Below are 22,989 nucleotides of genomic sequence, written 5' to 3'. Positions count from 1 at the left end.
GAACGCCATGCCGTTGCCCGCCATCCTCGTTGACGCCGATGCCTGCCCAGTCAAGGGGGAGATCGAGAAGGTGGCGGAACGGCATGGCGTTCTCGTTACCTTCGTCTCCAATGGCGGCTTGCGGCCTTCGCGCGACCCGATGATCCGTAGTGTCGTGGTATCGAAGAGCGCGGACGCCGCCGACGACTGGATCGTCGAAAACATAAACGCGAACGACATCGTCGTGACGGCGGACATCCCGCTTGCCGCCCGCGCGGTGGCGCTCGGCGCGCATGTCCTGGGACCGACCGGTCGCCCGTTTACGCCCGAAACGATCGGCATGGCGGTAGCGATGCGCGACCTGAAGCAGCATTTGCGCGAAACCGGCGAAAGCAAGGGCTACAATGCCGGCTTCGCGCCGCAGGACCGCTCGCGCTTTCTGGGCGAACTCGACCGCATCTTGCGGCGGGCACTGAATTCCTCCACACCAGACTGACCATGGCAACCAGACCGCAGGAAAAGAAGCCGCTGCACCGGCATGCGCAGTTCGCCGTATCCGCCTGCGTTGGCGTGTTGGCGTTGCTCGTAGCGCTGCTTTTCCGTGCACCGCTTGCCTACACGATCGGCGCCAATGCGTTCTTCATCGCCTATATCGCACTCGTCGTGGCACAGATGCCACGGCTGAGCGCCGATTATCTCAGCCGCAACGCCCGCGCCACCGACCAGCCCGTCCTCATCATCTTCGTGGTGACGCTGGTTGTCGTGGGCGTCGCAACCGTGTCGCTGTTCCAGTTGATCAACAGCAAGAATAGTGCCGGTATGTTTGCACTGGCCTTCGCGCTGCTTTCCATTCCGCTCGGCTGGTTCACCATCCACTCCATGACCGCCCTGCACTACGCCCATATTTACTGGATGGACGATGCGGAGACCGTTTCGGAGAGCAAATCGAGAAAGAAAATGCCGGTCGGCGGCCTCGATTTCCCAAAGACCGAGCGGCCGCGGGGCTGGGACTTCCTGTATTTCTCGACCGTGATCGGCATGACGGCACAGACCGCCGATACCGGCATCACCACCACGCAGATGCGCCGTGTCGTGCTCGTTCATTCCATCGTGTCGTTTTTCTTCAACACCGTAATTGTCGCCGCCGCCGTCAATCTCGCGGTCAGCCTCGGCGGCTGACCCGCGTTCACGCCTTCGCAAAAATTCGTGAGCGAGGCGAAACTACGAAGTCTCGGGCGTCGTACTGGAGTAAGAAGGCCATGACGACACGAAGCCGCGGGAAGAGAAATGGAAACCGTTGCCAGAGCCGAGACTGAAATCCCCGAAATCGCTCCTGCCGAAAGTGGACGATTGATCTATCGGCAATCGGGCTGGACCCGGCTGACCCATTGGCTGTGGGCGATAACGCTGTTTTTCATGCTGCTCAGCGGCCTGCAAATCTTCAACGCCCGCCCGCAGCTTTATATCGGGCAGGAATCCGGATTCGGCTATGACAACACCATTTTTAAGATCGGTGCGGTAAACACCGATGCCGGCCCGCGCGGGTTTACCGAAATCTTCGGCAAGCGCTTCGACACCACCGGGGTGCTAGGGTGGTCCGGCCCTGCGGGCCAGGAAAGGCCTCGCGCCTTCCCTTCCTGGGCGACGATCCCATCCTATTACGACCTCGGCACCGCCCGCGTCGTCCATTTCTTCTTTGCCTGGGTATTGAGCGCCACGCTTCTTCTGTGGCTGGTGGCCAGCCTGCTCAACGGCCATCTGCGTCGCGACCTTGCACCCCGCCTCGACGATTTGCGCCGACTGCCGCGCGATATTGCCGATCATGCCCGGCTAAAATTTCACCACACAGGCCGATACAATACGCTGCAAAAGCTGGCCTATGGCGGCGTGCTCTTCGTCGCGTTGCCGCTGATGATCCTTACCGGCCTGTCCATGTCGCCCAGCATGAATACGGTGCTGCCTTTCCTGCCGGAAATTTTCGGCGGACGCCAAACCGCGCGCACCATCCATTTCATCGTGATGACGCTGCTGGTGCTGTTCTTCATCGTTCACATGCTGATGATTTTGGCCGCCGGGCCGATCAACGAACTGCGTTCCATCGTCACCGGCTGGTATCGTACCGATCCGCCGGAAGACGAACCGAACGGGAGGCAATGACATGGCGAAAATTGAAATAAGCCGCCGGAAATTCCTCACCGCGTCCAGTCTTGGCCTGACGAGCGTGGCCCTATCGGGCTGCGACGACTTCGACAGCCAGCTTGGCATGGGCGACGGGCTGCGTACCTTCCTGGAAAGCGCCAACGACCTGACGCACAAGGCGCAGCGCCTGCTTGCCGGGCGCGATTCGCTCGCGAAGGAGTTTGCCGAAGCCGACATCCGCCAGCCGATGCGGCCGAACGGCATTACCGCGCCGGACGACGATACCTACAAGAACCTGCTCGCCAATAATTTCGCCGATTGGCGGCTGGAAGTAACCGGCCTTGTGGAAAAGCCGCTGTCGCTGACCCGCGACCAGCTTATCGCCATGCCAAGCCGCACCCAGATCACCCGGCACGATTGCGTCGAGGGCTGGAGTTGCATCGCCAAATGGACCGGCACGCCGCTTTCGCTGGTGCTGGATCAGGCCGTGGTCAAGCCGCAGGCACGCTACGTCCTGTTTCATTGCCTGGATACGATCGACCAGGGTCTTTCCGGCGACATCAAATATTACGGCTCGATCGACCTGATCGACGCCCGCCATCCGCAAACGATCCTTGCCTACGGCCTCAACGGCAAGCCGCTGCCGGTGGAAAACGGCGCGCCCTTGCGGGTCCGTGTCGAGCGCCAGCTTGGCTACAAGATGCCCAAATACGTCCACAAGATCGAGCTGATCGACGGTTTCGCCCATATCGGCGGAGGTCGCGGCGGTTATTGGGAAGACAATGGCTATGATTGGTACGGCGGCATCTGATTTTTTTCGCCCACGGCCTGATGAGCCCGCCTGACTGAAATTACATTTCAGCGATATCAATAGCTTACGACAAATCCTGCATCTGAACCTTGCGATGATGGGCGCATGCCGTCATGTTTACCGGGTCGTGACGACTGGCGACACAACCCCAATAAATCATCAAAAGGAGGTGTATCGGGTGTCCGACACCACGAATATTTTTGAACAAACGCCGGATATGGATACGTTCGGCGGGCGTTTCTCGCGAGCCCGCGATACCATCGGGCTAAGTACAAAAGATCTGGCCTGGCGGCTGGGCGTCAAAACCTCCACGATCCAGGCATGGGAAACCGACCGGTCACAGCCCGGCTCCCACCGTTTGGCAAAACTTTCCGGCCTGCTCGGCGTCAGCCTGTCCTGGCTGCTTCACGGCATCGGCATCGGCCCGATAGAACCCGTCGACAACGACGACACCGCCGAAACCGTCGGCGAACAACTGGCAAAGCTGAAATCTCTGCATCTGGAAACCGGCCAGCTCATCGGCAGGATTCAGGGCGACCTGGATCGCTTGGCCGGCTCCGGCATGCGCTGAATTTCCATTTGCGCCAAATTATCGGCCTGACAACAATTTTGGGTCCGACAACAATTACGGGATTGCGTGTCGCAGCTAGGTGACAAAGCGTCGCCGCTCGGCTATGGAGTCCGTGTCGAGGGCTTTTGCGAGCCCTGCCGTTTGCGGGAGAGAGCAGCGAAAGCTGCCGCCGAAGGGGAAATCGCCCGAAATCTCTCAGGCAAAAGAACCGTTAACGGGAAGACACTCTGGAAAGTCGGGGGCCTGAAAACCTCCGCGCCGAAGGTGTAAGCGCAGCCGCTGGAATTTCGGCTGCGCGAGTCTCTCAGGCTTCAGACAGAGGGGCACCGACCGACCGCCGTTTGCGGTCAACTGTGTGCTTTTTTCTGGAGACGACATGACGGGCGATGACACAAGACACCTCCCCCTGGAAGACTTGCACAGGCAAGCTGGTGCCAAATTCGGCGCATTCGCCGGCTGGTCCATGCCGCTGACCTATCCGGCCGGCGTCATGAAGGAGCATCTTCATGCCCGCGAGCATGTCGGCATTTTCGACATCTCGCATATGAAGCTGTTCGAGGTCAGCGGTGCGGACGCCATCGCCCTCATCGACCACGCCTGCCCGCTCGACGCCGGCGCGCTGGCGGTTTCGCACTCCAAATATACGCTCCTTCTCAACGAGCAGGCCGGCGTTTCCGATGACGTCATCGTCACGCGGCTGGCGCAGGACCGTTTCATGGTCGTCGCCAACGCTGGCAATGCCGCCGCCGACGAGGCGCATCTGCGTGATCTCGCCAAGGGCCTGAACGTCACCATCGATGCACTCGACCGCATCTTCCTCGCCATACAGGGTCCGGAAGCCGCATCCGCGCTGGCTAAAGTCGGCATCGAGACCGGTTCCCTTGTGTTCATGAACGGCGTCGAGCCGCAGAAAAACTGGTTCCTGACCCGCTCGGGCTATACCGGCGAAGACGGTTTCGAGGTCGGCCTGCCGGAAGCCGATGCGCGCGAATTGCTGGCAAAGCTGTTTGAAGACGAGCGCGTGCAATGGGTTGGCCTTGCCGCGCGCGACAGCCTGCGGCTGGAAGCCGGCCTGTGCCTGCACGGCCAGGACATCACGCCCGAAACCAACCCCGTCGATGCCGGCCTGATGTGGGCGATCCCGAAAGACATTCGCGCTTCCGGGATTTTCGTCGGGGCGGAGGCCCTGCGCGGGGCGATTGCGCGCGGCGTGGTTGAAAAGCGCGTCGGCTTGAAGCCCGAGGGCCGCCAGCCGGTCCGCGCCGGCACGCAACTGTTCGACGCAGACGGCAATCCCGCCGGTCGCGTCACCTCCGGCGGCTTCGGCCCCTCCGCAGGGTATCCGGTCGCCATGGGTTACGTCACCGCCGCGCTGGCCACGCCCGGCACGAAACTCTTCGCCGATGTGCGCGGCACCCAAATTCCCATTGTTATCCACGCTTTGCCCTTCACGCCTCATCGCTATCGCAAAGGATGAATTCCATGCCCAGGACCTATTTCACCGAAGACCATGAATGGCTGCGCGTCGAGGCCGGCGTCGCCACTATCGGCATCACCGACTATGCGCAGGAACAGCTTGGCGACATCGTGTTCGTCGAAGTGCCGGAAGCGGGCAAGACACTCGCAAAGGGCGACACCGCCGTGGTCGTCGAATCGGTCAAGGCCGCGTCGGACGTCTATGCGCCCGTCGACGGCGAAATCACGGAAGCCAATGAGGCCCTTTCCTCCGATCCGGCTCTGGTGAATTCGGCTCCCGCCGGTGACGGCTGGCTGTGGAAGATGCGGCTTGCCGACGAAAGCCAGTTGGACGGCCTCATGGACGAAGCCGCCTACAAAGCCCATATCGGTTGACAGGAAGCCAACGAATGACCACGGCACCGCATCCATTTTCCGCCCGCCACATCGGCCCGAGCCTGACCGGCACCCGCGCCATGCTGGCAACGCTTGGCGTTCCCTCCCTGGAGACGCTGATCTCGCAGGCCGTACCGAAGTCGATCCGGCTGGACCGCCCGCTCGACCTGCCGGCACCAGCCAGCGAAGCCGAAGCCCTGGCGGAACTGTCGGCCATTCTGGGCCGCAATACAGTCCTGAAAAGCTTCATCGGCGCGGGCTATCACGGTGTCGATGTGCCGCCGGTCATCCAGCGCAACCTTTTTGAAAACCCCGCATGGTACACCGCCTATACGCCCTACCAGGCCGAGATCAGCCAAGGCCGGCTGGAATTGCTGTTCCATTTCCAGACGCTGGTGACGGAACTGACCGGCCTGCCGGTTGCATCCGCCTCCCTGCTTGACGAGGCGACCGCCGTGGCCGAAGCCGTCGGCATCGCCGTTCGCCACCATCGCGACAAGCGCAGCAAGATCGCTCTCGCCGGCACGCCGCATCCGCAGACGCTGGATGTGCTGCACACCCGCGCGGAACCGCTCAACATCGAGATCGACGGCGAGACCATCGACGACAACACCGCAGCCCTGCTGGTGTCGTGGCCGGATACGTTCGGCGTCTATGGCGACCACAAGGCGGCCATCGAAAAGGCCCGCACTGCTGGCGCACTGGTCGTCTTCATTGCAGATCCGCTCGCCCTCACCCTCACCGATGCGCCGGCAAAGCTTGGTGCCGACATCGCGGTCGGCCCGATGCAGCGCTTTGGCGTGCCGATGGGCTTTGGCGGCCCGCACGCCGCCTATTGCGCCGTATCCGAAAAGCTGACCCGGCTGATGCCCGGCCGCCTCGTCGGCCAGTCCGTCGACAGCATGGGCCGCCCCGGCTACCGCCTCGCCCTGCAGACGCGCGAACAGCATATCCGCCGCGACAAGGCCACGTCCAACATCTGCACCGCGCAGGCGCTGCTCGCCAATATGGCGGCGGCTTACGCCATCTGGCACGGCCCATCTGGCCTGCAGGCCATTGCAGGCCGTATTCACGCGCTCGCCAACCGCCTTGCAGCCGGCTTGAAAACGGCAGGCCTTGGCGTCGAGGGATCGAGCCGTTTCGACACGGTGACCGTCGAAACCAGGGGCAAGGCGAACGAGATCGCCGATGCCGCTGAAAAATCAGGCCGGCTGCTGCGCGTCATCGAAAAGGACCGCGTCAGCATCGCCTTCGACGAAACCTCGACCGAGGCCGATCTGGAAGCCATTGCCGCCCTGTTCGGCGCCAAGGTGGGAGCCGCTTCGACCGCTACAATGCCCGGAAAACCGCGTGGAAAGGAGTTTCTGACGCAGCCGGTCTTTTATGAAAACCGCTCGGAAACCGAGGTGATGCGCTTCCTGCGCCGGCTTGCCGACAAGGATCTGGCGCTTGACCGCGCCATGATCCCGCTCGGCTCCTGCACCATGAAGCTCAACGCAGCCGCCGAAATGATGCCGGTAAGCTGGCCCAATGTCGCCAACCTGCATCCCTTTGCCCCCAGGGCGCATTCGGTCGGCTATCGCGCCATGATCGACCAGCTTGGCGGCTGGCTGGCCGAGATCACCGGCTTCGACGCCGTGACCTTGCAGCCGAACGCCGGCAGCCAAGGCGAGTTCTCCGGCCTGCTCGCCATTCGCGGCTATCACCGCTCGCGCGGCGAAGGCCACCGCACCGTCTGCCTGATCCCGTCTTCCGCGCATGGCACCAACCCCGCCAGTGCGGCCATGGCCGGCATGCACGTCGTCGTCGTGCGCTGCACCGAGGACGGCAATATCGACATAGACGATTTGAAGGCCAAGGCCGACGAGCACGCCGGCGACCTGGCCGCGTTGATGTTCACCTACCCGTCCACGCATGGCGTGTTCGAGGAAGGCGCGCGCGACATCTGCACGATCATCCATGCGCATGGCGGGCAGGTCTATTTCGACGGCGCCAACCTCAATGCACTGGTCGGCCTGGCGCGGCCCGGCGACATCGGCGCCGATGTCTGCCACATGAACCTGCACAAGACGTTCTGCATCCCGCATGGCGGCGGTGGCCCCGGCGTCGGGCCTATCGGCGTCAAGGCGCACCTGAAACCCTATTTGCCGGGTCACGTTGCCGAAGGCACCGCGCATGCGGTTTCGGCGGCTCCCTTCGGCAGCGCCTCGATCCTGCCGATCACCTGGATGTATATCCGCATGATGGGCGCGTCGGGCCTGAAGCAGGCGACCGAAACCGCAATCCTGTCGGCCAATTACATGGCCAGTCGCCTCGAAGCGTATTTTCCGGTACTCTACAAGGGCCGCAGCGGGCGCGTTGCGCATGAATGCATCCTCGATACCCGCGTGCTCAAGGAAAGTGCGGGCATCGGCGTCGAGGACATCGCCAAGCGCTTGATCGACTACGGTTTCCATGCACCGACCATGTCGTTTCCGGTGGCCGGCACGCTGATGGTGGAGCCGACCGAATCCGAACCCAAACGCGAACTCGACCGCTTCTGCGAGGCGATGATCGCCATAGCCGGCGAGGCGGAAAAGGTGCGCAAGGGCGAATGGCCGCTGGCCGACAACCCGCTGGTCAACGCCCCGCATACCGCAGCCGAGGCGCTGAGCGGCGACTGGACGCATCCCTATTCGCGTCTTGAAGCGGCCTTCCCCGCCGGCAACGCCGACACCGCCGCCAAGTACTGGCCGCCGGTCTCGCGCATCGACAATGTTGCTGGCGATCGCAACCTTATCTGCTCGTGCCCGCCCTTGACGGACTATCTCGGCGCGGCGGAATAGCAATAAAGCAGAAGGCAACGTAAGACGGCGCGTCGAGGGGCGCGCCGTGATGATTCCGTCATGATCCGATTGAGCAAGACACTTCGCCTCTTTGCGGCCAGCCTGTCGTTCGTGGCGGGCTTCGTCGATGCGCTCGGCTTCATTCACCTCGGCGGCTATTTCGTCTCGTTCATGAGCGGCAATTCCACGCGCATGGCGGTTAGCCTTTCCGAACATCTTTCGGACGGCCTGTTGCCCATCTCGCTGATGGGCCTGTTCCTCGTCGGTGTCATCGGCGGGACACTCCTTACCGCGCGTTTCAAAGGCGACCATGGCCGGCGCATGCTGGTCTCGCTTGCGGTCCTGCTGGCGCTTGCCGCTACCTTCGCCGCGACGGGACATGAACAACTGGCGATCCTGATGACGCCGATTGCCATGGGCGCGATGAACACCATGTTCCAGCGCGACGGCGAAGTGAGCGTCGGCGTCACCTATATGACCGGCACGCTGGTGAAGCTCGGGCAGCGCGTCGCCAATGCCCTCACCGGAGGCCCGCGCTGGACCTGGGCACCCTATCTCCTGCTATGGTTCGGTCTGGTCAGCGGTGCGATCTGCGGCGCGACGATCTATCCCTATCTCGGCTTGCAGGCGTTATGGTTGCCGGCAGCGGCGCTTCTGGGCTTGAGTTTCGTCCATGATCGGGTTCTGCGCCACGTTTGAGCGCAACCAGCCCGAAAAACGTGCGGAAACTTGAACAGAACCGGAACCTGCTTTATCTCCGCTCTGCAAAAGCATGGCACTATTCGCGGTGATTCGCGGCACTGGAAAATTGACCGGCATGGATGACGCTAACGACCTATTCGGCAGCCTCGACAAGCAGCCGCAAGCATCGCCCCGCATACCCTCGCGGCCTCTGGACCCGATGGTGCTGGCGTTGCAGAAATCTGCGACGAAGCGGACAGCCCCCGTGCCGGACGGCAGCGAAAGCTATAGCGCGGCCGACATCGAGGTGCTTGAAGGCCTGGAGCCGGTGCGGCGACGCCCCGGCATGTATATCGGCGGCACCGACGACAAGGCGATGCACCATCTGTTCGCCGAAGTCATCGACAACTCGATGGACGAGGCGGTCGCCGGCCACGCTACCTTCATCGAAGTGGAATTGTCGGCCGACGGCTTCCTGTCGGTCACCGACAACGGTCGCGGCATCCCCGTCGACATGCACAAGAAATACAACAAGCCGGCGCTCGAAGTCATCATGACGACGCTGCATTCGGGCGGCAAGTTCGATTCGAAGGTCTATGAGACGTCCGGCGGCCTGCACGGCGTCGGCGTCTCGGTCGTCAACGCGCTGTCGGATCACCTCGAAGTCGAGGTCGCGCGCGGCCGCCAACTCTACCGCCAGCGCTTTTCGCGCGGCATTGCCGTCAGCGAACTCGAAAAACTGGGCGACGTGCACAACCGGCGCGGCACCAAGATCCGCTTCCACCCCGACGAACAGATTTTCGGCAAGGGCGCGGCGTTCGAGCCGGCGCGGCTTTACCGCATGACGCGCTCAAAGGCCTATCTGTTCGGCGGCGTCGAAATCCGCTGGACCTGCGACCCGTCGCTCATCAAGGAAAAGGACGAGACGCCGCCCAAGGCGGTGTTCCATTTCCCCGGCGGTCTCAAGGATTATCTCGGTTCTTCGCTTGGCGACGATTTCCAGGTCACCCGCGAAATCTTTGCCGGCAAAAGCGACAAGCAGGGCGGCCACGGCTCGATCGAATGGGCGGTGACCTGGTTCGGCGGCGACGGTTTCCTCAACTCGTACTGCAACACCATCCCGACCGGCGAAGGCGGCACGCACGAAGCCGGCTTCCGCAACGTGCTGACGCGGGGCCTGCGCGCCTATGCCGATCTGGTCGGCAACAAGCGCGCATCGATCGTTTCCTCGGAAGACGTGATGATCTCGGCTGCCGGCATGTTGTCCGTGTTCATCCGGGAGCCGGAATTCGTTGGCCAGACCAAGGATCGGCTGGCAACCATCGAAGCGGTGCGCATCGTCGAAAACGCCATCCGCGACCCCTTCGACCTCTGGCTCGCCGCCAACCCGCAGGAAGCCTCGAAGCTGTTGGACTGGGTGATCGCGCGCGCCGACGAGCGCGTGCGCCGACGCCAGGAAAAGGAAGTGTCGCGCAAAAGCGCGGTGCGCAAACTGCGCCTGCCCGGAAAGCTTGCCGACTGCACGCAAAACGCGGCGGCAGGTGCGGAACTGTTCATCGTCGAGGGCGATTCGGCTGGCGGCTCCGCCAAGCAGGCGCGCGACCGCGCCAGCCAGGCCGTGCTGCCCTTGCGTGGAAAAATCCTCAACGTCGCCAGCGCCGGCCATGACAAACTGACCGCCAACCAGCAGATTTCCGACCTGATCCAGGCGCTCGGCTGCGGCACGCGCTCCAAATACCGCGACGAGGATTTGCGCTACGACCGAGTCATCATCATGACCGATGCCGACGTCGACGGTGCGCATATCGCCTCGCTGCTCATCACCTTCTTCTATCAGGAGATGCCGGCGCTGGTGCATGGCGGCCACCTCTATATGGCGGTGCCGCCGCTTTACTCGATCCGGCAGGGCGGCAAGGTCGCCTACGCCCGCGACGACGCGCACAAGGACGAATTGCTGCGCACCGAGTTTAGCGGGCGCGGCAAGATCGAGCTTGGCCGGTTCAAGGGGCTTGGCGAGATGATGGCGGCGCAGCTCAAGGAAACGACCATGGACCCGAAAAAGCGCACGCTGCTTCGCGTCGACGTGATCGATACCGAAAAAGAGACCAAGGACGCCATCGACGCGCTGATGGGCACGAAACCGGAAGCGCGTTTCCGCTTCATTCAGGAGCGCGCCGAATTCGCGACCGCCGACGCGCTCGACATCTGAGCAGTCGCGAGCCCGTTCAAGCAAAATTTTCCGAAAAGAGGGTTCCCGTCGCCCGTCAGGATGCTACGCCTTGGGTGATGGCTTGTCGCATGCGGGAACTGGCGTGATCTGGACGTGGATCAAGAAACATGTCGCGGCATGGTCGGGCGCCCTGCCCCGGCCGACGCGCAGCGACTGGATTTTCGCGCTGCGCACCACCATGGCCGGACTTGTCGCCTTGCTGGCGGCATACGCCCTGAACCTCGAACACCCGCAATGGGCGATGATGACGGTGTTCATCGTTGCCCAGCCTGTTGCGGGCATGGTGCTGGCCAAAGGCTTTTTCCGCTTGCTGGGCACGCTTGCCGGGGCGCTCGCGGCCGTCGGTCTCGCTTCCGTCCTTGGCGGCAGTCCGTGGGTGTTTATCGTGGTGCTTTCCCTGTGGATCGGATGCTGCACCTATGTGTCGTCCATTTTGCGCAATCCTGAGGCTTATGGCGCGGCGCTCGCGGGCTATACGGCCACGATCATCGGCTTGCCCGCCTTGGGTCATCCGCACCTCGTCATGGAACTCGCAACAGCGCGTTGTGCCGAAATCATAGTCGGCATCGCCTGTGCGGGCGTGACGAGCCGGCTATTGTTGCCGCAACTGGCAAGGGACGCAATCCGGTCGAAACTCGAGCGCTGCATCCTCGATCTTGCGGCCTATGCCAGCGGCGCCTTTGGCGACGGGGATGTGGCAAAACTGAAGACGTTGCATCGAAATCTGGTGGCTGACGCTCAGTCGCTCGGTGAGATGCGGACCTATGCGAGGCTGGAAGCCGCCAGCCTGACGACGCGGGCGCATCCTGTCCGGCGCACCATCGGCTTCTTGCTGTCGGCGCTCTCGGCGGCCCGCCTGCTGCACGCCCATAGCGCGCCGCAAAACGTGGCATTGGCACCGGCACGGCGCGACCTGGAGGCCGTTGTCAGGGATATGGCCACCAAAGCCGACGCGCTGGACGACGTCGGCCCATGGGTCGCGCGCCTGACCGCAATCTCCAGCGAGGCATCCAAGGCCGGCGCAGACGCCCGCACCGTCGGCACGCTTACCCGGCTGACCATCGCGGCCGAATTCGCCGACGCGCTGAAGGAGGTGCTGCTTGGCTTGAAAGCGTTGACCGCGCCGGCGGCCGACCGCGTGCGCGAGCGCCGCCAGCCAGCCCTTGTCATCCACCGCGACCATCATGCGGCGTGGCGCAATGCCGTGCGCGCCACGGTCGCCACGATGCTGGTGGCGGCCTTCTGGCTGGCAACCCAATGGGCGGAAGCGGTCGGCGTCGTCATCATCGTCGCCGTCGTGGCCAGCCTGTTCGCACCGCGGCCCTCGCCCGTGCAGGTGGCCTGGGGCTTCTTCAAGGGAACGCTGCTTGCCTTGCCCTTCGCCTATGTTGTCGGGCAACTCCTGCTGCCGGCCTTTCCGGGCTTCGGATGGTTCATCGTCTTCGTCGTTCCGGTCCTCATGCCGGCGGCTCTGGCAATGGCCAATCCGCGCATGGTGGGTGTGGCTACCGCCTTCGCCATCAATTTCCTGGCCTTCCTCAGCCCGCAGAAGGTCATGGTTTATAATCCCGCCGAATTCCTGGGCGGCTCGGTCTCGATCCTGATCGGTATTCTTCTGGCCATCGGTGTCTTCAAGGTCGTTTTGCCGGCAAGGCCATGGGAAACCGCGAATCGCATCGCCAAGGCGATGCGCGAGGATCTGGCGCGGCTTTGCCTGCACGAGCGAATTCCAAGGCGATCAGCCTTCGAGGCTCTCGCCTATGACAGGGCGAACCAGTTGATGCCGTTGATGCGGATGCTGGGCCGCAGAGGCGACGCCTTTCTCGGCGGCAGCATCATGACGGTCGCCATTGGCCTAGAAATCCTCAAGCTGCGCCATGCGCTGAAGGCCGGCAGCATGTCTGCGCGGACCACGAATGCGGTAACGAATTTCTTGAACGACCTTGCGGCCGAATTTCTTGCTCCCGAATCCTTGCGGACATGGGCGCAGACCATTGCCAGGACAAGGGAAAATGCGGAGGCGGTCGCGGCTGGAAACGACGATACGGTGGCCTTGCGGGTAGCCGCTTCGATGCGCGTCATCGCCGCCGCTGCCGAAAGCTACCCCGAATTCTTCGGGGGCAAAGCTTAAGCGGCGGCTATCGCCAGAGCGTGTTCACGGGCATTTTCGCGCAACGCGTCAAGATGGATCGATTTGACCAGCCCCGCCAGATCGCCTTGCGCCGCCTGCCCACCCAATTCCTTCAGCATCAGCCATGTCACTTCCTGCACGCCGGCCAGACGCCTGCCATTGGCAACCTCGCGCCAGATTTTCAGCGCGCGCAACAGGATCGAATGGGTTGCCGCGGCAAGCCCGGCGCTGCGAAACAGCGCATGCAGAGCCACGTCGTGCCCAGAGGCCAGCAGTGCCCTCACCCGCTGTTCCGACTGGCGGCTCAGGGCAACCAGCGCCGAACCGAAGAAGTCGACCTTGCCATGCGCGATGGTGCGGATGATGAAACTGGCGGTAAGATCGCCGCGCAGGCGCAAATGCTCGATCAGCGCCGCATGCTCTTCGGTGCGAATGCCTTCGATCAGGGTAAGCGACGCTTTCACGCAGGCATCGCGCGTCACGCGCTCGGCACGCGCCGCTCCCATCAGCGCCACGACCAGCGGCGAGCCCCTCAGCGTCTCGCCCAGTTTGACCAGCAGCATATGCCGGCAATCCGCCGGAAGACGGCTATCGGCGATCAGCGCTTCCCGCACGGACGGAATATACCCATGCCGCTCGGCCATGCGGCGGAAGCTGAGCGAGGCGATATCGGCACCGCTATTGCCCAGAAGGATAGCGCAGGCCTCGGGTTCACCGATCTCGGCAATGGCGGCGGCAAGCGCCATGGAAACCACCGGCCGGTCTGCAATCAGGCCTTGCGTCGCCCTCTGGCCTGTAGCGACACGGTCGATGAGATCGGCGTCGCTGAGCAGCGGCGACCGCGCCAGCACAAGCCCGGCGACTTCAGGCTGGTCGGAAGCAAGGGCGGCAATGACCTGAATCGGCGCGTGACGGCTCATCGACAGCGCTTCGGCCATCGCCAGCCGCACCTTCGACGACGGATCGTCGAGCAACAGCGTTAAGGCGGCTTCCGCCGCACAACGGTCCTCGAACTGAAGATCGACGTCGATATAGGCATGCGCAAGCGCTGTCGCCGCAGCCATGCGCTCGGCAACCCGCGCCGTTCCTATCCATTTGAGAAAATGCGAAACAACAACCATGCCTGCCCGCTTACCGCCCCGCCAAACCCTGGCCTTGGAACGGTAGGGCGAAAACATTTACAAACGGTTCACCTTGTTCGTTAAGAATTTGGCCTGCGTCGACGCTTGCGGGCATCGCATCCAGTGCTTATCAAAATCAGGTCAGGAGATCGAACATGGCCGGCCTATACCTCGAAGAGTTCCACGTCGGCCACGTCTTCCGGCACACGCTGCGCAAGACGGTGACCGAAAGCGACAACATGCTGTTTTCGGTGATGACGCTGAACCCGCAGCCTTTGCATATCGACTTCGACTTCGCCGCCAAATCCGAGTGGGGCAAGCCGCTGGTCAATTCGCTGTTCACGCTCGGCCTGATGATTGGCATCTCCGTCAACGACATCACGGTCGGCACCACGGTCGCCAATCTGGGCATGAAGGAGACCGTGTTTCCGCATCCGGTCTTCCATGGCGACACCATACGCGTCGAGACGACCGTGGTTTCGTCGCGCGAATCGAAATCGAAGCCGGACCGGGGCATCGTCGAATTCGAGCACCGCGCCTACAACCAGCACGACGTTCTGGTCGCCACGTGCATCCGGCAGGCGATGATGCTGAAGAAGCCAGCCTGACCGATGCGCTCGCTGCTGTTCGTTCCCGGCGATTCGGAAAAGAAGCTCGAAAAGGGCTTTGCATCCGATGCCGACGTGGTGATCGTCGATCTGGAGGATTCCGTCGCGCCCCAGAACAAGGTTCTTGCACGCGAACTTGCATCCGGCTTCATCGCGGCGCATCGGCGCGAGACCCGTGCCGCGATCTATGTGCGCGTCAACGACCTTTCCACCGGCCTGACCGACGACGACCTCGCAGCCCTCGTTCCGGTCCAGCCGGACGGCATCATGCTGCCGAAATCAAACGGCGGCCGCGACGTGCAGCAGCTTTCCGCCAAATTGAGGGTAAGCGAGGCCGAAAACGGGCTGCCGGACGGCGGCATAAAAATCCTGCCGATCATCACCGAAACGGCAGCCGGCGTGCTGGCGGCGTCGACCTATGCGGGCGCAAGTGCCCGGCTTGCCGGCGTGACCTGGGGAGCGGAGGATCTTTCGGCGGCCATCGGCGCGCGCACCGCCCGCGACGAAAACGGAGCCTATACCGACGTCTTCCGCCTAGCGCGAACCCTCACCCTGCTTGCCGCATCGTCGGCGGAAGTCGCGGCCGTCGACACGGTTTTTCCGAATTTTCGCGACATGGCCGCGTTCGAGGCCGAATGCCTTGAGGCCGAGCGCGACGGCTTTACCGCCAAGATGGCGATCCATCCCGCGCAGGTTCCCGTCATCAACGCCGCCTTCACGCCCTCGGCGCAATCCATCGCGCATTCGGCGGCGATCGTGGCGGCCTTCAAGGCTGCCGGAAACCCCGGCGTCGTCGGCATCGACGGCAAGATGGTCGACCGCCCGCACCTGAAACTGGCCGAACGCCTGCTGGCGCGGGCGAAAGCCGCCGGGGTCTATTCCACCCAGGGCCCCGAATAATCCGCATAGAGCGTTGCCGGATCGGGCCGTGGCCGCTGCGGCACGTCTCCGGCATGCGTGCCGATATGGACGAAGCCGACGACGCGTTCCTGCGGCGAAAGCCCCAATATCGCCCTGCCCTCGGGCACGTCCGAATACCAGTTGGTGATCATGTTGCTGCCGAAGCCGAGCGCGTTCGCAGCCAGAATCAGGTTCATCGCCGCCAGGCCACCCGAAAGGAGCATTTCCCATTGGGGAATCTTAACACTCTCCTTCGGGCTGGAAACCACGCCGACAACCAGCGGAGCGCGGGAAAAGCGCGCCAGTTCCTGATTGTGCCGGGCTTCCGCCAAAGGCCCCTCGCGCTGTTCGGCCAGCGCGGCAAGCTTCGTGCCGATCTCGGCTCGCGCATCGCCCCGGTAGACAATGAAGCGCCAAGGCGCCAACCGGCCATGGTCCGGCACGCGCGATGCAACGGCGATCATCGTGGCGATCTGTTCGTCGCTTGGCGCCGGCGCGCGCAAATCGGCAATCGGCGCGGAGCTTCTGGCCAGCAGAAAATCGATGATCGGCGATGTCATTGGCACAACTTTCCTGTGGTTTGAACCAAAGCGGGCTACGGGTGAGATTGGCTGGCTTCGGAGGGGCGCGAACGCGCGAGAGAATAGGTCTTGAAATTGCCACCGCCTTGGGCTTCAACGCAAGCATGATTGAGGGGAATTTACGCCTTCGGCAGATTGTTCTTGGGATCGCCCTTGTGGCGATACCGGTCACGCTTGCCAGCGCGCAGGACAAGGACGGCCTGAGCAAGCTGAAGCTGCCCGGCATTTCGAACTATATCAACCCGAGGCACGAAGCGACGATTGCCAGCGCCACCGCCGGCGAAATCACGCTCAGCGCCCAGTTGACGGAAAAGGGCGCCGACATCACCCGTGGCATGGTCTGGCGCGTTTTCAGCCCCAAGGCCGACGAACAGGGCAAGCTGCCGCTGGTCGCGTCCGCGCATGGCGGCAACGCGAAATTCGACCTCGAACCCGGCAGCTATCTCGTCCATGCCGCCTACGGCAGGGCCGGCGCCACCAAACGCATTACCGTCACCAAGGACGCCCGGCACGAGACGCTGGTGCTGGATGCCGGTGGTCTCGAACTAGATGCGGTTCTTTCCGGCGGCGCCCATATTCCGCGGGAAAAACTGCGTTTCTCGATCTATGAGGGCCAGGCCAAGGCTGGCAACGACGGAACCCTCATCCTGCCCAATGTCCAGCCCAACACCGTGGTCAGGCTCAACGCCGGCACCTATCACATCGTCTCGACCTATGGCTCGTTGAACGCCGTCATCCGCTCCGATATCCGAGTGGAAGCCGGAAAGCTGACCGAGGCAACGGTCGAGCACAGGGCCGCCCAGGTGACGCTCAAGCTGGTGCGCGAAACTGGCGGCGAGGCCATCGCCGATACGTCATGGATGGTGCTCACCGATTCCGGCGACACGGTCAAGGAGACGGTTGGCGCCTTCGCGCCGATGGTGCTGGCCGAGGGCGACTACACGGTGATCGCCAAGAACCGCGACCGGGCCTATCAAAAGGATTTCACCGTCGAGGCCGGGAAAAACACCGAGGTCGAAGTCATCGCCTCCGAAGACTCCGCCATCGATCCCGAAGAGGGTGCAGATTAGAGCGGTTCATGGCTAGATGGAGACATTCTGCCGGCGATGGATTGAGACAAGGTCGAGGGCTTTGTCGATGGCCGCACTGGGGTGCGGTCGAGACGAAGACCGAAGGATTTGGCTCGAACCGGCCCGGCAGAATGTCTCCATCTAGCCATGAAACGCTCTAACGCCTGGCAATCGATTCCGTTACTTTCTCGGCATACTCAGGCTTGTCCCGAGCATCTACGCACGTCGGAACTATTCGGGCGACGTTTGTAGACCCTCGGGACAAGCCTGAGGAAGATGACTGTTGGGGACGTTCGTCAGCAGTCGGAGGCGGCCTAAGCCGCCTCCTGGCCAGAGCAATCGCTGACCTAAGCCGCCTTTTCCTTTTCGGCCAGCATCTCCCGCACCATCGGGATCACCTTGGCGCCGTAGAGTTCGATGCTCTTCATCATCTTCTCGTGGCAGGTCGTGCCTGACGAGTATTTGAGGTCAAAGCGGTCGTTGCCCAGCGCCCTTACGGTTGCCGCGATCTTCCGGGCCACGGTTTCCGGCGAGCCCGCATAAGTCGAACCTTGCTCGATCTCGCGGATAAAACTCTCTTTCGTCGTCGCCGGCCAGCCGCGTTCGCGCCCGATACGGTCGTGCATGGCCTTGTAGCCCGGCCAAAGGTCCTCGCGCGCCTGATCGTCGGTATCGGCGATAAGGCCGGGCGAATGGACGCCAAGCGGCATCGGCTCGGTGCCAAGTTGGCTCTGTGCGCGTTTGTAGAGATCGACGAACGGCAGGAACCGCTTCGGATCGCCGCCGATGATGGCAAGCGTCATCGGGATTTTGTAGTGCACCGAGCGCATGACTGATTCAGGCGAGCCGCCGACGCCGATCCAGGCACCCAGCCTGCCTGTCTCGATCTGCGGATAGACGGTGACGTCCTTGAGCGGCGTGCGATGGCTACCTTCCCAATTTACCGGCTCGTTGTTCAAAAGCGCCGCGAATAGGTCGAGCTTCTCGTTGAACAATGTCTCGTAGTCGTTGAGCTGGTAGCCGAACAGCGGGAAGGATTCGGTGAACGAGCCGCGCCCGAGAATGACTTCGGCGCGCCCGTTCGACAAAGCGTTGACCGTGGAAAACCGCTCGAACACCCGGATCGGATCATCGGACGACAAAACGGTGACGGCCGAACCCAGCTTGATACGCTTGGTGCGGGTGGCCATGCCGGCCAGCAGCACCTCCGGCGCCGAGACGGCGAAGTCGGAGCGGTGATGCTCGCCAACGCCGATGAAATCGATGCCGACCTCGTCCGCGAGGATGGCTTCGTCCAGCACGTTGCGGATGACTTGCGCCTGGTGCAGCAGCTTGCCTTCGGCGTCGACGGTGACGTCGCCGAAAGTATCCATCCCGAATTCGATTTGCTTGCTCATGGTCGTTCTCGATCCGCGGGAAATCCGGTCCTGCCGGTCGCGAAAGGGGCACTTGTTCGGGTGAAACCGTATACTGCGCCAGGTTGCTTGATGCCAAAGATAGGGTCATCTGCGATGATCTTCAAACTGAACGAACAGCACTCACTGTTCACCAATGCTTGACGATCATGCCGCAACCGCCCGGCCTCGCGCGGCGGCGGCGAAATGTCTATCGTGGAGGCGGAGAGGCACCATGCATGATCACGCCCATCCTCGGCCGGCCAAGGGCCGCACTCGCAACTGGCCCGGCCCGTGGCGTAGGACGCCCGGCCGTGTATTGGGCACGTCGCTGGTGCGGCTCTATCAGTTGACGCTTTCCGGTTTCGTCGGAAATTCGTGCCGGCATCTGCCGACCTGCTCGGAATATGCCTATGAGGCGATTGCGCGGCATGGGCTGTGGGCGGGCGGCTGGATGGGGCTTTTCCGCGTGATGCGCTGCGGACCGGGCGGTACGCATGGGATCGACCCGGTTCCCGACGCGTTGGCTTCGCGCCTCCGCTCGTTCACGCCCTGGCGCTACTGGTCCATCGGAAAAAAGCGCCGCGATGCCGAAAACTGACCGCACTACGCCTTTACGCACCTGAATTGGCTGACTAGAACACCGCCGTTGCCGGACGCATCCGGCATATCGCCACCCGCGCTCGTTTGCGGGACTGGATAGGAGAAGAAAATGTCGAATTCCGTTTCCCTCACATTCCCCGATGGTTCCGTCCGCGAATACGACGCGGCGACGACCGGCGCTGGTCTAGCCGAATCCATCTCGAGGTCGCTGGCCAAGAAGGCCGTCGCCTATGCGCTGGACGGCACCGTGCGCGATCTTTCCGATCCGCTGGAAAAATCCGGCAAGGTCGAGATCGTGACGCGCGACGATCCGCGCGCGCTGGAACTCATTCGCCACGATGCGGCACACGTGCTGGCCGAGGCCGTGCAGGAACTGTGGCCGGGAACGCAGGTCACCATCGGCCCGGTGATCGAGAACGGCTTTTATTACGATTTCGCCCGCAACGAGCCGTTCACGCCCGAAGACTTCCCGGCGATCGAGAAGAAGATGCGCGAGATCATCCAGCGCAACAAGCCGTTCACCAAGGAAGTCTGGTCGCGCGAGCGCGCGAAAAAGGTGTTTTCCGACAAGGGCGAGGCCTACAAGATCGAACTGATCGATGCCATCCCCGAAGATCAGGATTTGAAAATTTACACGCAGGGCGACTGGTTCGACCTGTGCCGCGGCCCGCACATGGCCACCACCGGCCAGATCGGCAACGCTTTCAAGCTGATGAAGGTGGCCGGTGCGTATTGGCGTGGCGACAGCAACAACCCGATGCTGACGCGCATTTACGCCACCGCCTGGGTCGACCAGAAGCAGCTCGACGACTACCTCACCATGCTGGAGGAGGCCGAAAAGCGCGACCACCGCAAGCTTGGCCGCGAGATGGACCTGTTCCATTTCCAGGAGGAAGGGCCGGGCGTCGTCTTCTGGCACGCCAAAGGCTGGAAGATGTTCCAGAACCTGATTTCCTATATGCGCCGCCGCCTCGGCGACGACTACCAGGAGGTCAACGCCCCGCAGATCCTCGATAAGAGCCTGTGGGAAACGTCCGGCCACTGGGGCTGGTATCAGGAGAACATGTTCGCGGTGAAGTCGGCGCATGCCTTCATGCATCCGGACGACCCGGAGGCCGACCAGCGCATCTTTGCCTTGAAGCCGATGAACTGTCCGGGCCATGTGCAGATCTTCAAGCATGGCTTGAAGTCCTACCGCGATCTACCAATCCGGCTTGCGGAATTCGGCAATGTCCACCGCTACGAGCCTTCCGGCGCATTGCACGGGTTGATGCGGGTGCGCGCCTTCACGCAGGACGACGCGCATATTTTCTGCACGGAAGAGCAGCTTGAAGCCGAGATCATGAAGATCAACGATCTTATGATGTCGGTCTATAAGGATTTCGGCTTCGAGGAAGTGGTCGTCAAGCTTGCCACGCGGCCGGAAAAGCGCGTCGGCACCGATGTCATGTGGGATCATGCGGAGGAGATTCTCAAGCGTGCCCTAACGCGCATGGCGCGCGAGGACAACCGCATCAAGACCGGCATCAACGAGGGCGAAGGCACATTCTACGGGCCCAAGTTCGAGTATACGCTGAAGGACGCCATCGGCCGCGAATGGCAGTGCGGCACGACGCAGGTCGACTTCAACCTGCCGGAACGTTTCGGCGCTTTCTACATCGGTTCGGATTCGGAAAAGAAGCAGCCGGTGATGATCCACCGCGCCATCTGCGGCTCGCTGGAGCGTTTTCTGGGCATCCTGATCGAGAGCCATGCCGGCCAGATGCCGCTATGGTTCGCGCCGTTGCAGGTGGTGGTGGCGACCATCACCTCGGACGCCGACGAATACGCCGAAACGGTCGTCAAACGGTTGAAAGCGGCGGGCCTGATGGCGCAAGCCGATCTGCGCAACGAGAAGATCAACTACAAGGTCCGCGAGCATTCGCTGGCCAAGGTGCCGGTCATGCTGGTCTGCGGCAAGCGCGAGGCCGAGGAAGAAACGGTCAATATCCGCCGGCTGGGGTCGCGAGACCAGCATTCGCTGGGTCTTGCCGAGGCCGTGGCGATGCTGACCGAGGAAGCCGTTCCGCCGGACCTGAAGGCCTGAGCCTTCGACCGAAAAGGAAACGGCGGTGGAGCGATCCACCGCCATTTTCTTTCCTGCCAATACCGCGCTTGAACCGAGGCGGCTCAGGCCGCCTCTTCCGCCTGCTTCTTCTCGATCTGATCGAGGCAATCGACCACCGCATCAAAAGTCAGCATGGTGGAAGCATGGCGCGCCTTGTAGTCGCGCACAGGCTCCAGATATTTGAGGTCGGCGAAACGGCCTTCCGGCGGCGGGCCATTTTCCTTCAGCATCTTCAGCATCGTTTCGCGCAGGCCGCGCAATTCTTCGGCGGTCGCCCCAACGACATGCTGCGCCATGATGGACGACGAAGCCTGGCCGAGCGCGCAGGCTTTCACATCGTGAGCGAAGTCGGTGACGACGCCGTTTTCCATCGAAAGATCAACCGTCACGGTCGAGCCGCATAGCTTGGAATGCGCCTTGGCGGTGGCGTCCGGTCTCTCGAGCCTGCCTATGCGCGCGATATTGCCGGCAAAAGACAGAATTTTCGTGTTGTAGATATCGTCGATCATGATTTTTCGCTCCCTCGCCGCCCGACGAACAGCGATTGCCGCTTGCGCATCTTTCATTTGCAACGCCAACCCTTATATAATGCTGGTGTTCCGGGAACGGCAAGGCGACTAGCGCGTCTAACATTTCGGAACCACGTCACGCCGCTTCGGGCCGTATTTCAGGCGATCCGCAAAAGGCTGTGGTCCGTTTAACTCGTCCCTCCATCGAGAGGGACTACGGGAGAAGCCTCTATGGACGCCATTATCCGCAATTCTTTCTCGCCCGTGGAACATGCCGCAGCCGCGCCTGCCGAGCGGCCTAGCCAGGCCGAAGTGGAGGCCGCCGTCCGTGTGCTTTTGCGCTGGACTGGAGACAATCCGGAGCGTGAGGGCCTTGTCGATACGCCGAAGCGCGTGGCCAAGGCCTATCGCGAAATGTTCGGCGGCTACGACATGAACCCGGCCGAGGAACTTGGCCGGACCTTCGAGGAAGTCGCCGGCTATGACGATCTCGTCATCGTCAAGGACATCGAATTTCACTCGCATTGCGAGCATCACATGGTGCCGATCATCGGCAAGGCGCATGTCGGCTATTTGCCGGACGGCAAGGTGGTCGGCCTTTCCAAGATCATCCGCGTGGTCGATATTTTCGCCCATCGCCTGCAGACGCAGGAAGCGATGACGGCGCAGATCGCCGGCACCATTCAGGACGTTCTCAACCCGCGCGGCGTCGCCGTCATGCTCGAAGCCGAGCATATGTGCATTGCCATGCGCGGCATTCGCAAGCAGGGATCGACAACGCTGACCTCGACATTCACCGGCGTGTTCAAGGACAATCCCGAAGAGCAGGCGCGTTTCATCAGCCTGGTTCGCAGCGGCGGCAAATAAGGCCAACCCGA

21 protein-coding genes and 1 riboswitch are annotated in these 22,989 nt (G+C 62.4%); of the genes, 17 read left to right on the top strand and 4 right to left on the bottom strand.

Annotated elements, in window-relative coordinates; translation table 11 throughout:
- Window positions 1-7: 7 nt before the first annotated feature.
- The 11 genes from ACX3P0_RS01780 to ACX3P0_RS01730 all read left to right on the top strand — a co-directional run bounded on the left by ACX3P0_RS01780 (window position 8) and on the right by ACX3P0_RS01730 (window position 13,218).
- Window positions 8-475, top strand: coding sequence for a YaiI/YqxD family protein (locus ACX3P0_RS01780; RefSeq protein WP_459086137.1), 468 nt, complete (start codon window positions 8-10; stop codon window positions 473-475).
- 2 nt (window positions 476-477) lie between these two features.
- On the top strand, window positions 478-1,158 hold the full coding sequence (locus tag ACX3P0_RS01775; protein WP_459086135.1) for a DUF1345 domain-containing protein: 681 nt from the start codon (window positions 478-480) through the stop codon (window positions 1,156-1,158).
- A 108-nt stretch (window positions 1,159-1,266) separates the two neighbouring features.
- Entirely contained in the window at window positions 1,267-2,136 is an 870-nt protein-coding gene (locus ACX3P0_RS01770) for a cytochrome b/b6 domain-containing protein (RefSeq protein ID WP_459086134.1), read from the top strand.
- 1 nt (window position 2,137) lies between these two features.
- Complete coding sequence (locus tag ACX3P0_RS01765) at window positions 2,138-2,929, top strand: molybdopterin-binding protein (protein ID WP_459086132.1); 792 nt, start codon at window positions 2,138-2,140, stop codon at window positions 2,927-2,929.
- A 127-nt stretch (window positions 2,930-3,056) separates the two neighbouring features.
- Entirely contained in the window at window positions 3,057-3,500 is a 444-nt protein-coding gene (locus ACX3P0_RS01760) for a helix-turn-helix domain-containing protein (RefSeq protein WP_459086130.1), read from the top strand.
- 134 nt (window positions 3,501-3,634) lie between these two features.
- Window positions 3,635-3,721, top strand: a riboswitch (glycine riboswitch).
- Between the two features lie 155 nt (window positions 3,722-3,876).
- On the top strand, window positions 3,877-4,977 hold the full coding sequence (gene gcvT / locus ACX3P0_RS01755; RefSeq protein ID WP_459086128.1) for a glycine cleavage system aminomethyltransferase GcvT: 1,101 nt from the start codon (window positions 3,877-3,879) through the stop codon (window positions 4,975-4,977).
- 5 nt (window positions 4,978-4,982) lie between these two features.
- Entirely contained in the window at window positions 4,983-5,351 is a 369-nt protein-coding gene (gcvH, locus tag ACX3P0_RS01750) for a glycine cleavage system protein GcvH (RefSeq protein ID WP_459086126.1), read from the top strand.
- A 14-nt stretch (window positions 5,352-5,365) separates the two neighbouring features.
- Complete coding sequence (gene gcvP / locus ACX3P0_RS01745; RefSeq protein ID WP_459086125.1) at window positions 5,366-8,176, top strand: aminomethyl-transferring glycine dehydrogenase; 2,811 nt, start codon at window positions 5,366-5,368, stop codon at window positions 8,174-8,176.
- 60 nt (window positions 8,177-8,236) lie between these two features.
- Entirely contained in the window at window positions 8,237-8,875 is a 639-nt protein-coding gene (locus tag ACX3P0_RS01740) for a YoaK family protein (protein ID WP_459078508.1), read from the top strand.
- A 118-nt stretch (window positions 8,876-8,993) separates the two neighbouring features.
- Window positions 8,994-11,066 carry a DNA topoisomerase IV subunit B gene (gene parE / locus ACX3P0_RS01735; protein ID WP_459078509.1) on the top strand — a complete coding sequence of 691 codons (2,073 nt, stop codon included), beginning with the start codon at window positions 8,994-8,996 and terminating at the stop codon, window positions 11,064-11,066.
- A gap of 103 nt (window positions 11,067-11,169) precedes the next feature.
- Window positions 11,170-13,218 (top strand): FUSC family protein, encoded by a 2,049-nt coding sequence (locus tag ACX3P0_RS01730; protein WP_459086123.1) that lies wholly within the window; start codon window positions 11,170-11,172, stop codon window positions 13,216-13,218.
- On the opposite strand, the gene ACX3P0_RS01725 is transcribed toward ACX3P0_RS01730, so the two are convergent.
- Window positions 13,215-14,339 (bottom strand): DUF2336 domain-containing protein, encoded by a 1,125-nt coding sequence (locus ACX3P0_RS01725; protein WP_459086121.1) that lies wholly within the window; start codon window positions 14,337-14,339, stop codon window positions 13,215-13,217. The genes ACX3P0_RS01730 and ACX3P0_RS01725 overlap by 4 nt on opposite strands.
- A gap of 155 nt (window positions 14,340-14,494) precedes the next feature.
- Between ACX3P0_RS01725 and ACX3P0_RS01720 the strand changes: the two genes are divergently transcribed.
- Window positions 14,495-14,947 (top strand): MaoC family dehydratase, encoded by a 453-nt coding sequence (locus ACX3P0_RS01720; RefSeq protein WP_459078511.1) that lies wholly within the window; start codon window positions 14,495-14,497, stop codon window positions 14,945-14,947.
- Window positions 14,948-14,950: 3 nt separating this feature from the next.
- Entirely contained in the window at window positions 14,951-15,847 is an 897-nt protein-coding gene (locus ACX3P0_RS01715) for an HpcH/HpaI aldolase/citrate lyase family protein (RefSeq protein WP_459086120.1), read from the top strand.
- Here the strand turns inward: ACX3P0_RS01715 and ACX3P0_RS01710 are convergent.
- Window positions 15,823-16,407 (bottom strand): nitroreductase family protein, encoded by a 585-nt coding sequence (locus ACX3P0_RS01710; RefSeq protein ID WP_459086119.1) that lies wholly within the window; start codon window positions 16,405-16,407, stop codon window positions 15,823-15,825. The genes ACX3P0_RS01715 and ACX3P0_RS01710 overlap by 25 nt on opposite strands.
- A gap of 125 nt (window positions 16,408-16,532) precedes the next feature.
- On the opposite strand from ACX3P0_RS01710, the gene ACX3P0_RS01705 reads away from it, so the two are divergent.
- Entirely contained in the window at window positions 16,533-17,498 is a 966-nt protein-coding gene (locus ACX3P0_RS01705) for a hypothetical protein (RefSeq protein ID WP_459086847.1), read from the top strand.
- A 347-nt stretch (window positions 17,499-17,845) separates the two neighbouring features.
- Here the strand turns inward: ACX3P0_RS01705 and ACX3P0_RS01700 are convergent, their stop codons facing one another.
- Complete coding sequence (locus tag ACX3P0_RS01700; RefSeq protein ID WP_459086117.1) at window positions 17,846-18,895, bottom strand: LLM class flavin-dependent oxidoreductase; 1,050 nt, start codon at window positions 18,893-18,895, stop codon at window positions 17,846-17,848.
- Window positions 18,896-19,127: 232 nt separating this feature from the next.
- Between ACX3P0_RS01700 and yidD the strand changes: the two genes are divergently transcribed.
- Together yidD and thrS are read left to right on the top strand one after the other, a co-directional pair.
- Window positions 19,128-19,493 (top strand): membrane protein insertion efficiency factor YidD, encoded by a 366-nt coding sequence (gene yidD / locus ACX3P0_RS01695; RefSeq protein ID WP_459086115.1) that lies wholly within the window; start codon window positions 19,128-19,130, stop codon window positions 19,491-19,493.
- Window positions 19,494-19,604: 111 nt separating this feature from the next.
- On the top strand, window positions 19,605-21,581 hold the full coding sequence (gene thrS / locus ACX3P0_RS01690; RefSeq protein ID WP_459086113.1) for a threonine--tRNA ligase: 1,977 nt from the start codon (window positions 19,605-19,607) through the stop codon (window positions 21,579-21,581).
- 83 nt (window positions 21,582-21,664) lie between these two features.
- Here the strand turns inward: thrS and ACX3P0_RS01685 are convergent, their stop codons facing one another.
- Entirely contained in the window at window positions 21,665-22,111 is a 447-nt protein-coding gene (locus tag ACX3P0_RS01685; RefSeq protein ID WP_459086112.1) for an iron-sulfur cluster assembly scaffold protein, read from the bottom strand.
- Between the two features lie 231 nt (window positions 22,112-22,342).
- Here ACX3P0_RS01685 and folE point away from each other — a divergent pair, with 231 nt between their 5' ends.
- On the top strand, window positions 22,343-22,978 hold the full coding sequence (folE, locus tag ACX3P0_RS01680) for a GTP cyclohydrolase I FolE (protein WP_459086111.1): 636 nt from the start codon (window positions 22,343-22,345) through the stop codon (window positions 22,976-22,978).
- Window positions 22,979-22,989: the final 11 nt, after the last annotated feature.

It is taken from the genome of Mesorhizobium sp. A556, from assembly GCF_054489545.1.
This window is presented reverse-complemented; position numbering and strand designations above follow the sequence as displayed.

Excerpts from the sequence above, each read along its gene's own strand:
- ACX3P0_RS01775 (WP_459086135.1), top strand. The coding sequence starts at position 478 with ATGGCAACCAGACCGCAGGAAAAGAAGCCGCTGCACCGGCATGCGCAG.
- yidD (WP_459086115.1), top strand. The coding sequence starts at position 19,128 with ATGCATGATCACGCCCATCCTCGGCCGGCCAAGGGCCGCACTCGCAAC.
- ACX3P0_RS01725 (WP_459086121.1), bottom strand. The coding sequence starts at position 14,339 with ATGGTTGTTGTTTCGCATTTTCTCAAATGGATAGGAACGGCGCGGGTT.
- gcvH (WP_459086126.1), top strand. The coding sequence starts at position 4,983 with ATGCCCAGGACCTATTTCACCGAAGACCATGAATGGCTGCGCGTCGAG.
- folE (WP_459086111.1), top strand. The coding sequence starts at position 22,343 with ATGGACGCCATTATCCGCAATTCTTTCTCGCCCGTGGAACATGCCGCA.
- thrS (WP_459086113.1), top strand. The coding sequence starts at position 19,605 with ATGTCGAATTCCGTTTCCCTCACATTCCCCGATGGTTCCGTCCGCGAA.
- ACX3P0_RS01770 (WP_459086134.1), top strand. The coding sequence starts at position 1,267 with ATGGAAACCGTTGCCAGAGCCGAGACTGAAATCCCCGAAATCGCTCCT.
- ACX3P0_RS01765 (WP_459086132.1), top strand. The coding sequence starts at position 2,138 with ATGGCGAAAATTGAAATAAGCCGCCGGAAATTCCTCACCGCGTCCAGT.
- ACX3P0_RS01720 (WP_459078511.1), top strand. The coding sequence starts at position 14,495 with ATGGCCGGCCTATACCTCGAAGAGTTCCACGTCGGCCACGTCTTCCGG.
- ACX3P0_RS01705 (WP_459086847.1), top strand. The coding sequence starts at position 16,533 with ATGATTGAGGGGAATTTACGCCTTCGGCAGATTGTTCTTGGGATCGCC.
- ACX3P0_RS01780 (WP_459086137.1), top strand. The coding sequence starts at position 8 with ATGCCGTTGCCCGCCATCCTCGTTGACGCCGATGCCTGCCCAGTCAAG.
- ACX3P0_RS01710 (WP_459086119.1), bottom strand. The coding sequence starts at position 16,407 with ATGACATCGCCGATCATCGATTTTCTGCTGGCCAGAAGCTCCGCGCCG.
- gcvT (WP_459086128.1), top strand. The coding sequence starts at position 3,877 with ATGACGGGCGATGACACAAGACACCTCCCCCTGGAAGACTTGCACAGG.
- ACX3P0_RS01700 (WP_459086117.1), bottom strand. The coding sequence starts at position 18,895 with ATGAGCAAGCAAATCGAATTCGGGATGGATACTTTCGGCGACGTCACC.
- ACX3P0_RS01740 (WP_459078508.1), top strand. The coding sequence starts at position 8,237 with ATGATCCGATTGAGCAAGACACTTCGCCTCTTTGCGGCCAGCCTGTCG.
- gcvP (WP_459086125.1), top strand. The coding sequence starts at position 5,366 with ATGACCACGGCACCGCATCCATTTTCCGCCCGCCACATCGGCCCGAGC.
- ACX3P0_RS01715 (WP_459086120.1), top strand. The coding sequence starts at position 14,951 with ATGCGCTCGCTGCTGTTCGTTCCCGGCGATTCGGAAAAGAAGCTCGAA.
- parE (WP_459078509.1), top strand. The coding sequence starts at position 8,994 with ATGGATGACGCTAACGACCTATTCGGCAGCCTCGACAAGCAGCCGCAA.
- ACX3P0_RS01685 (WP_459086112.1), bottom strand. The coding sequence starts at position 22,111 with ATGATCGACGATATCTACAACACGAAAATTCTGTCTTTTGCCGGCAAT.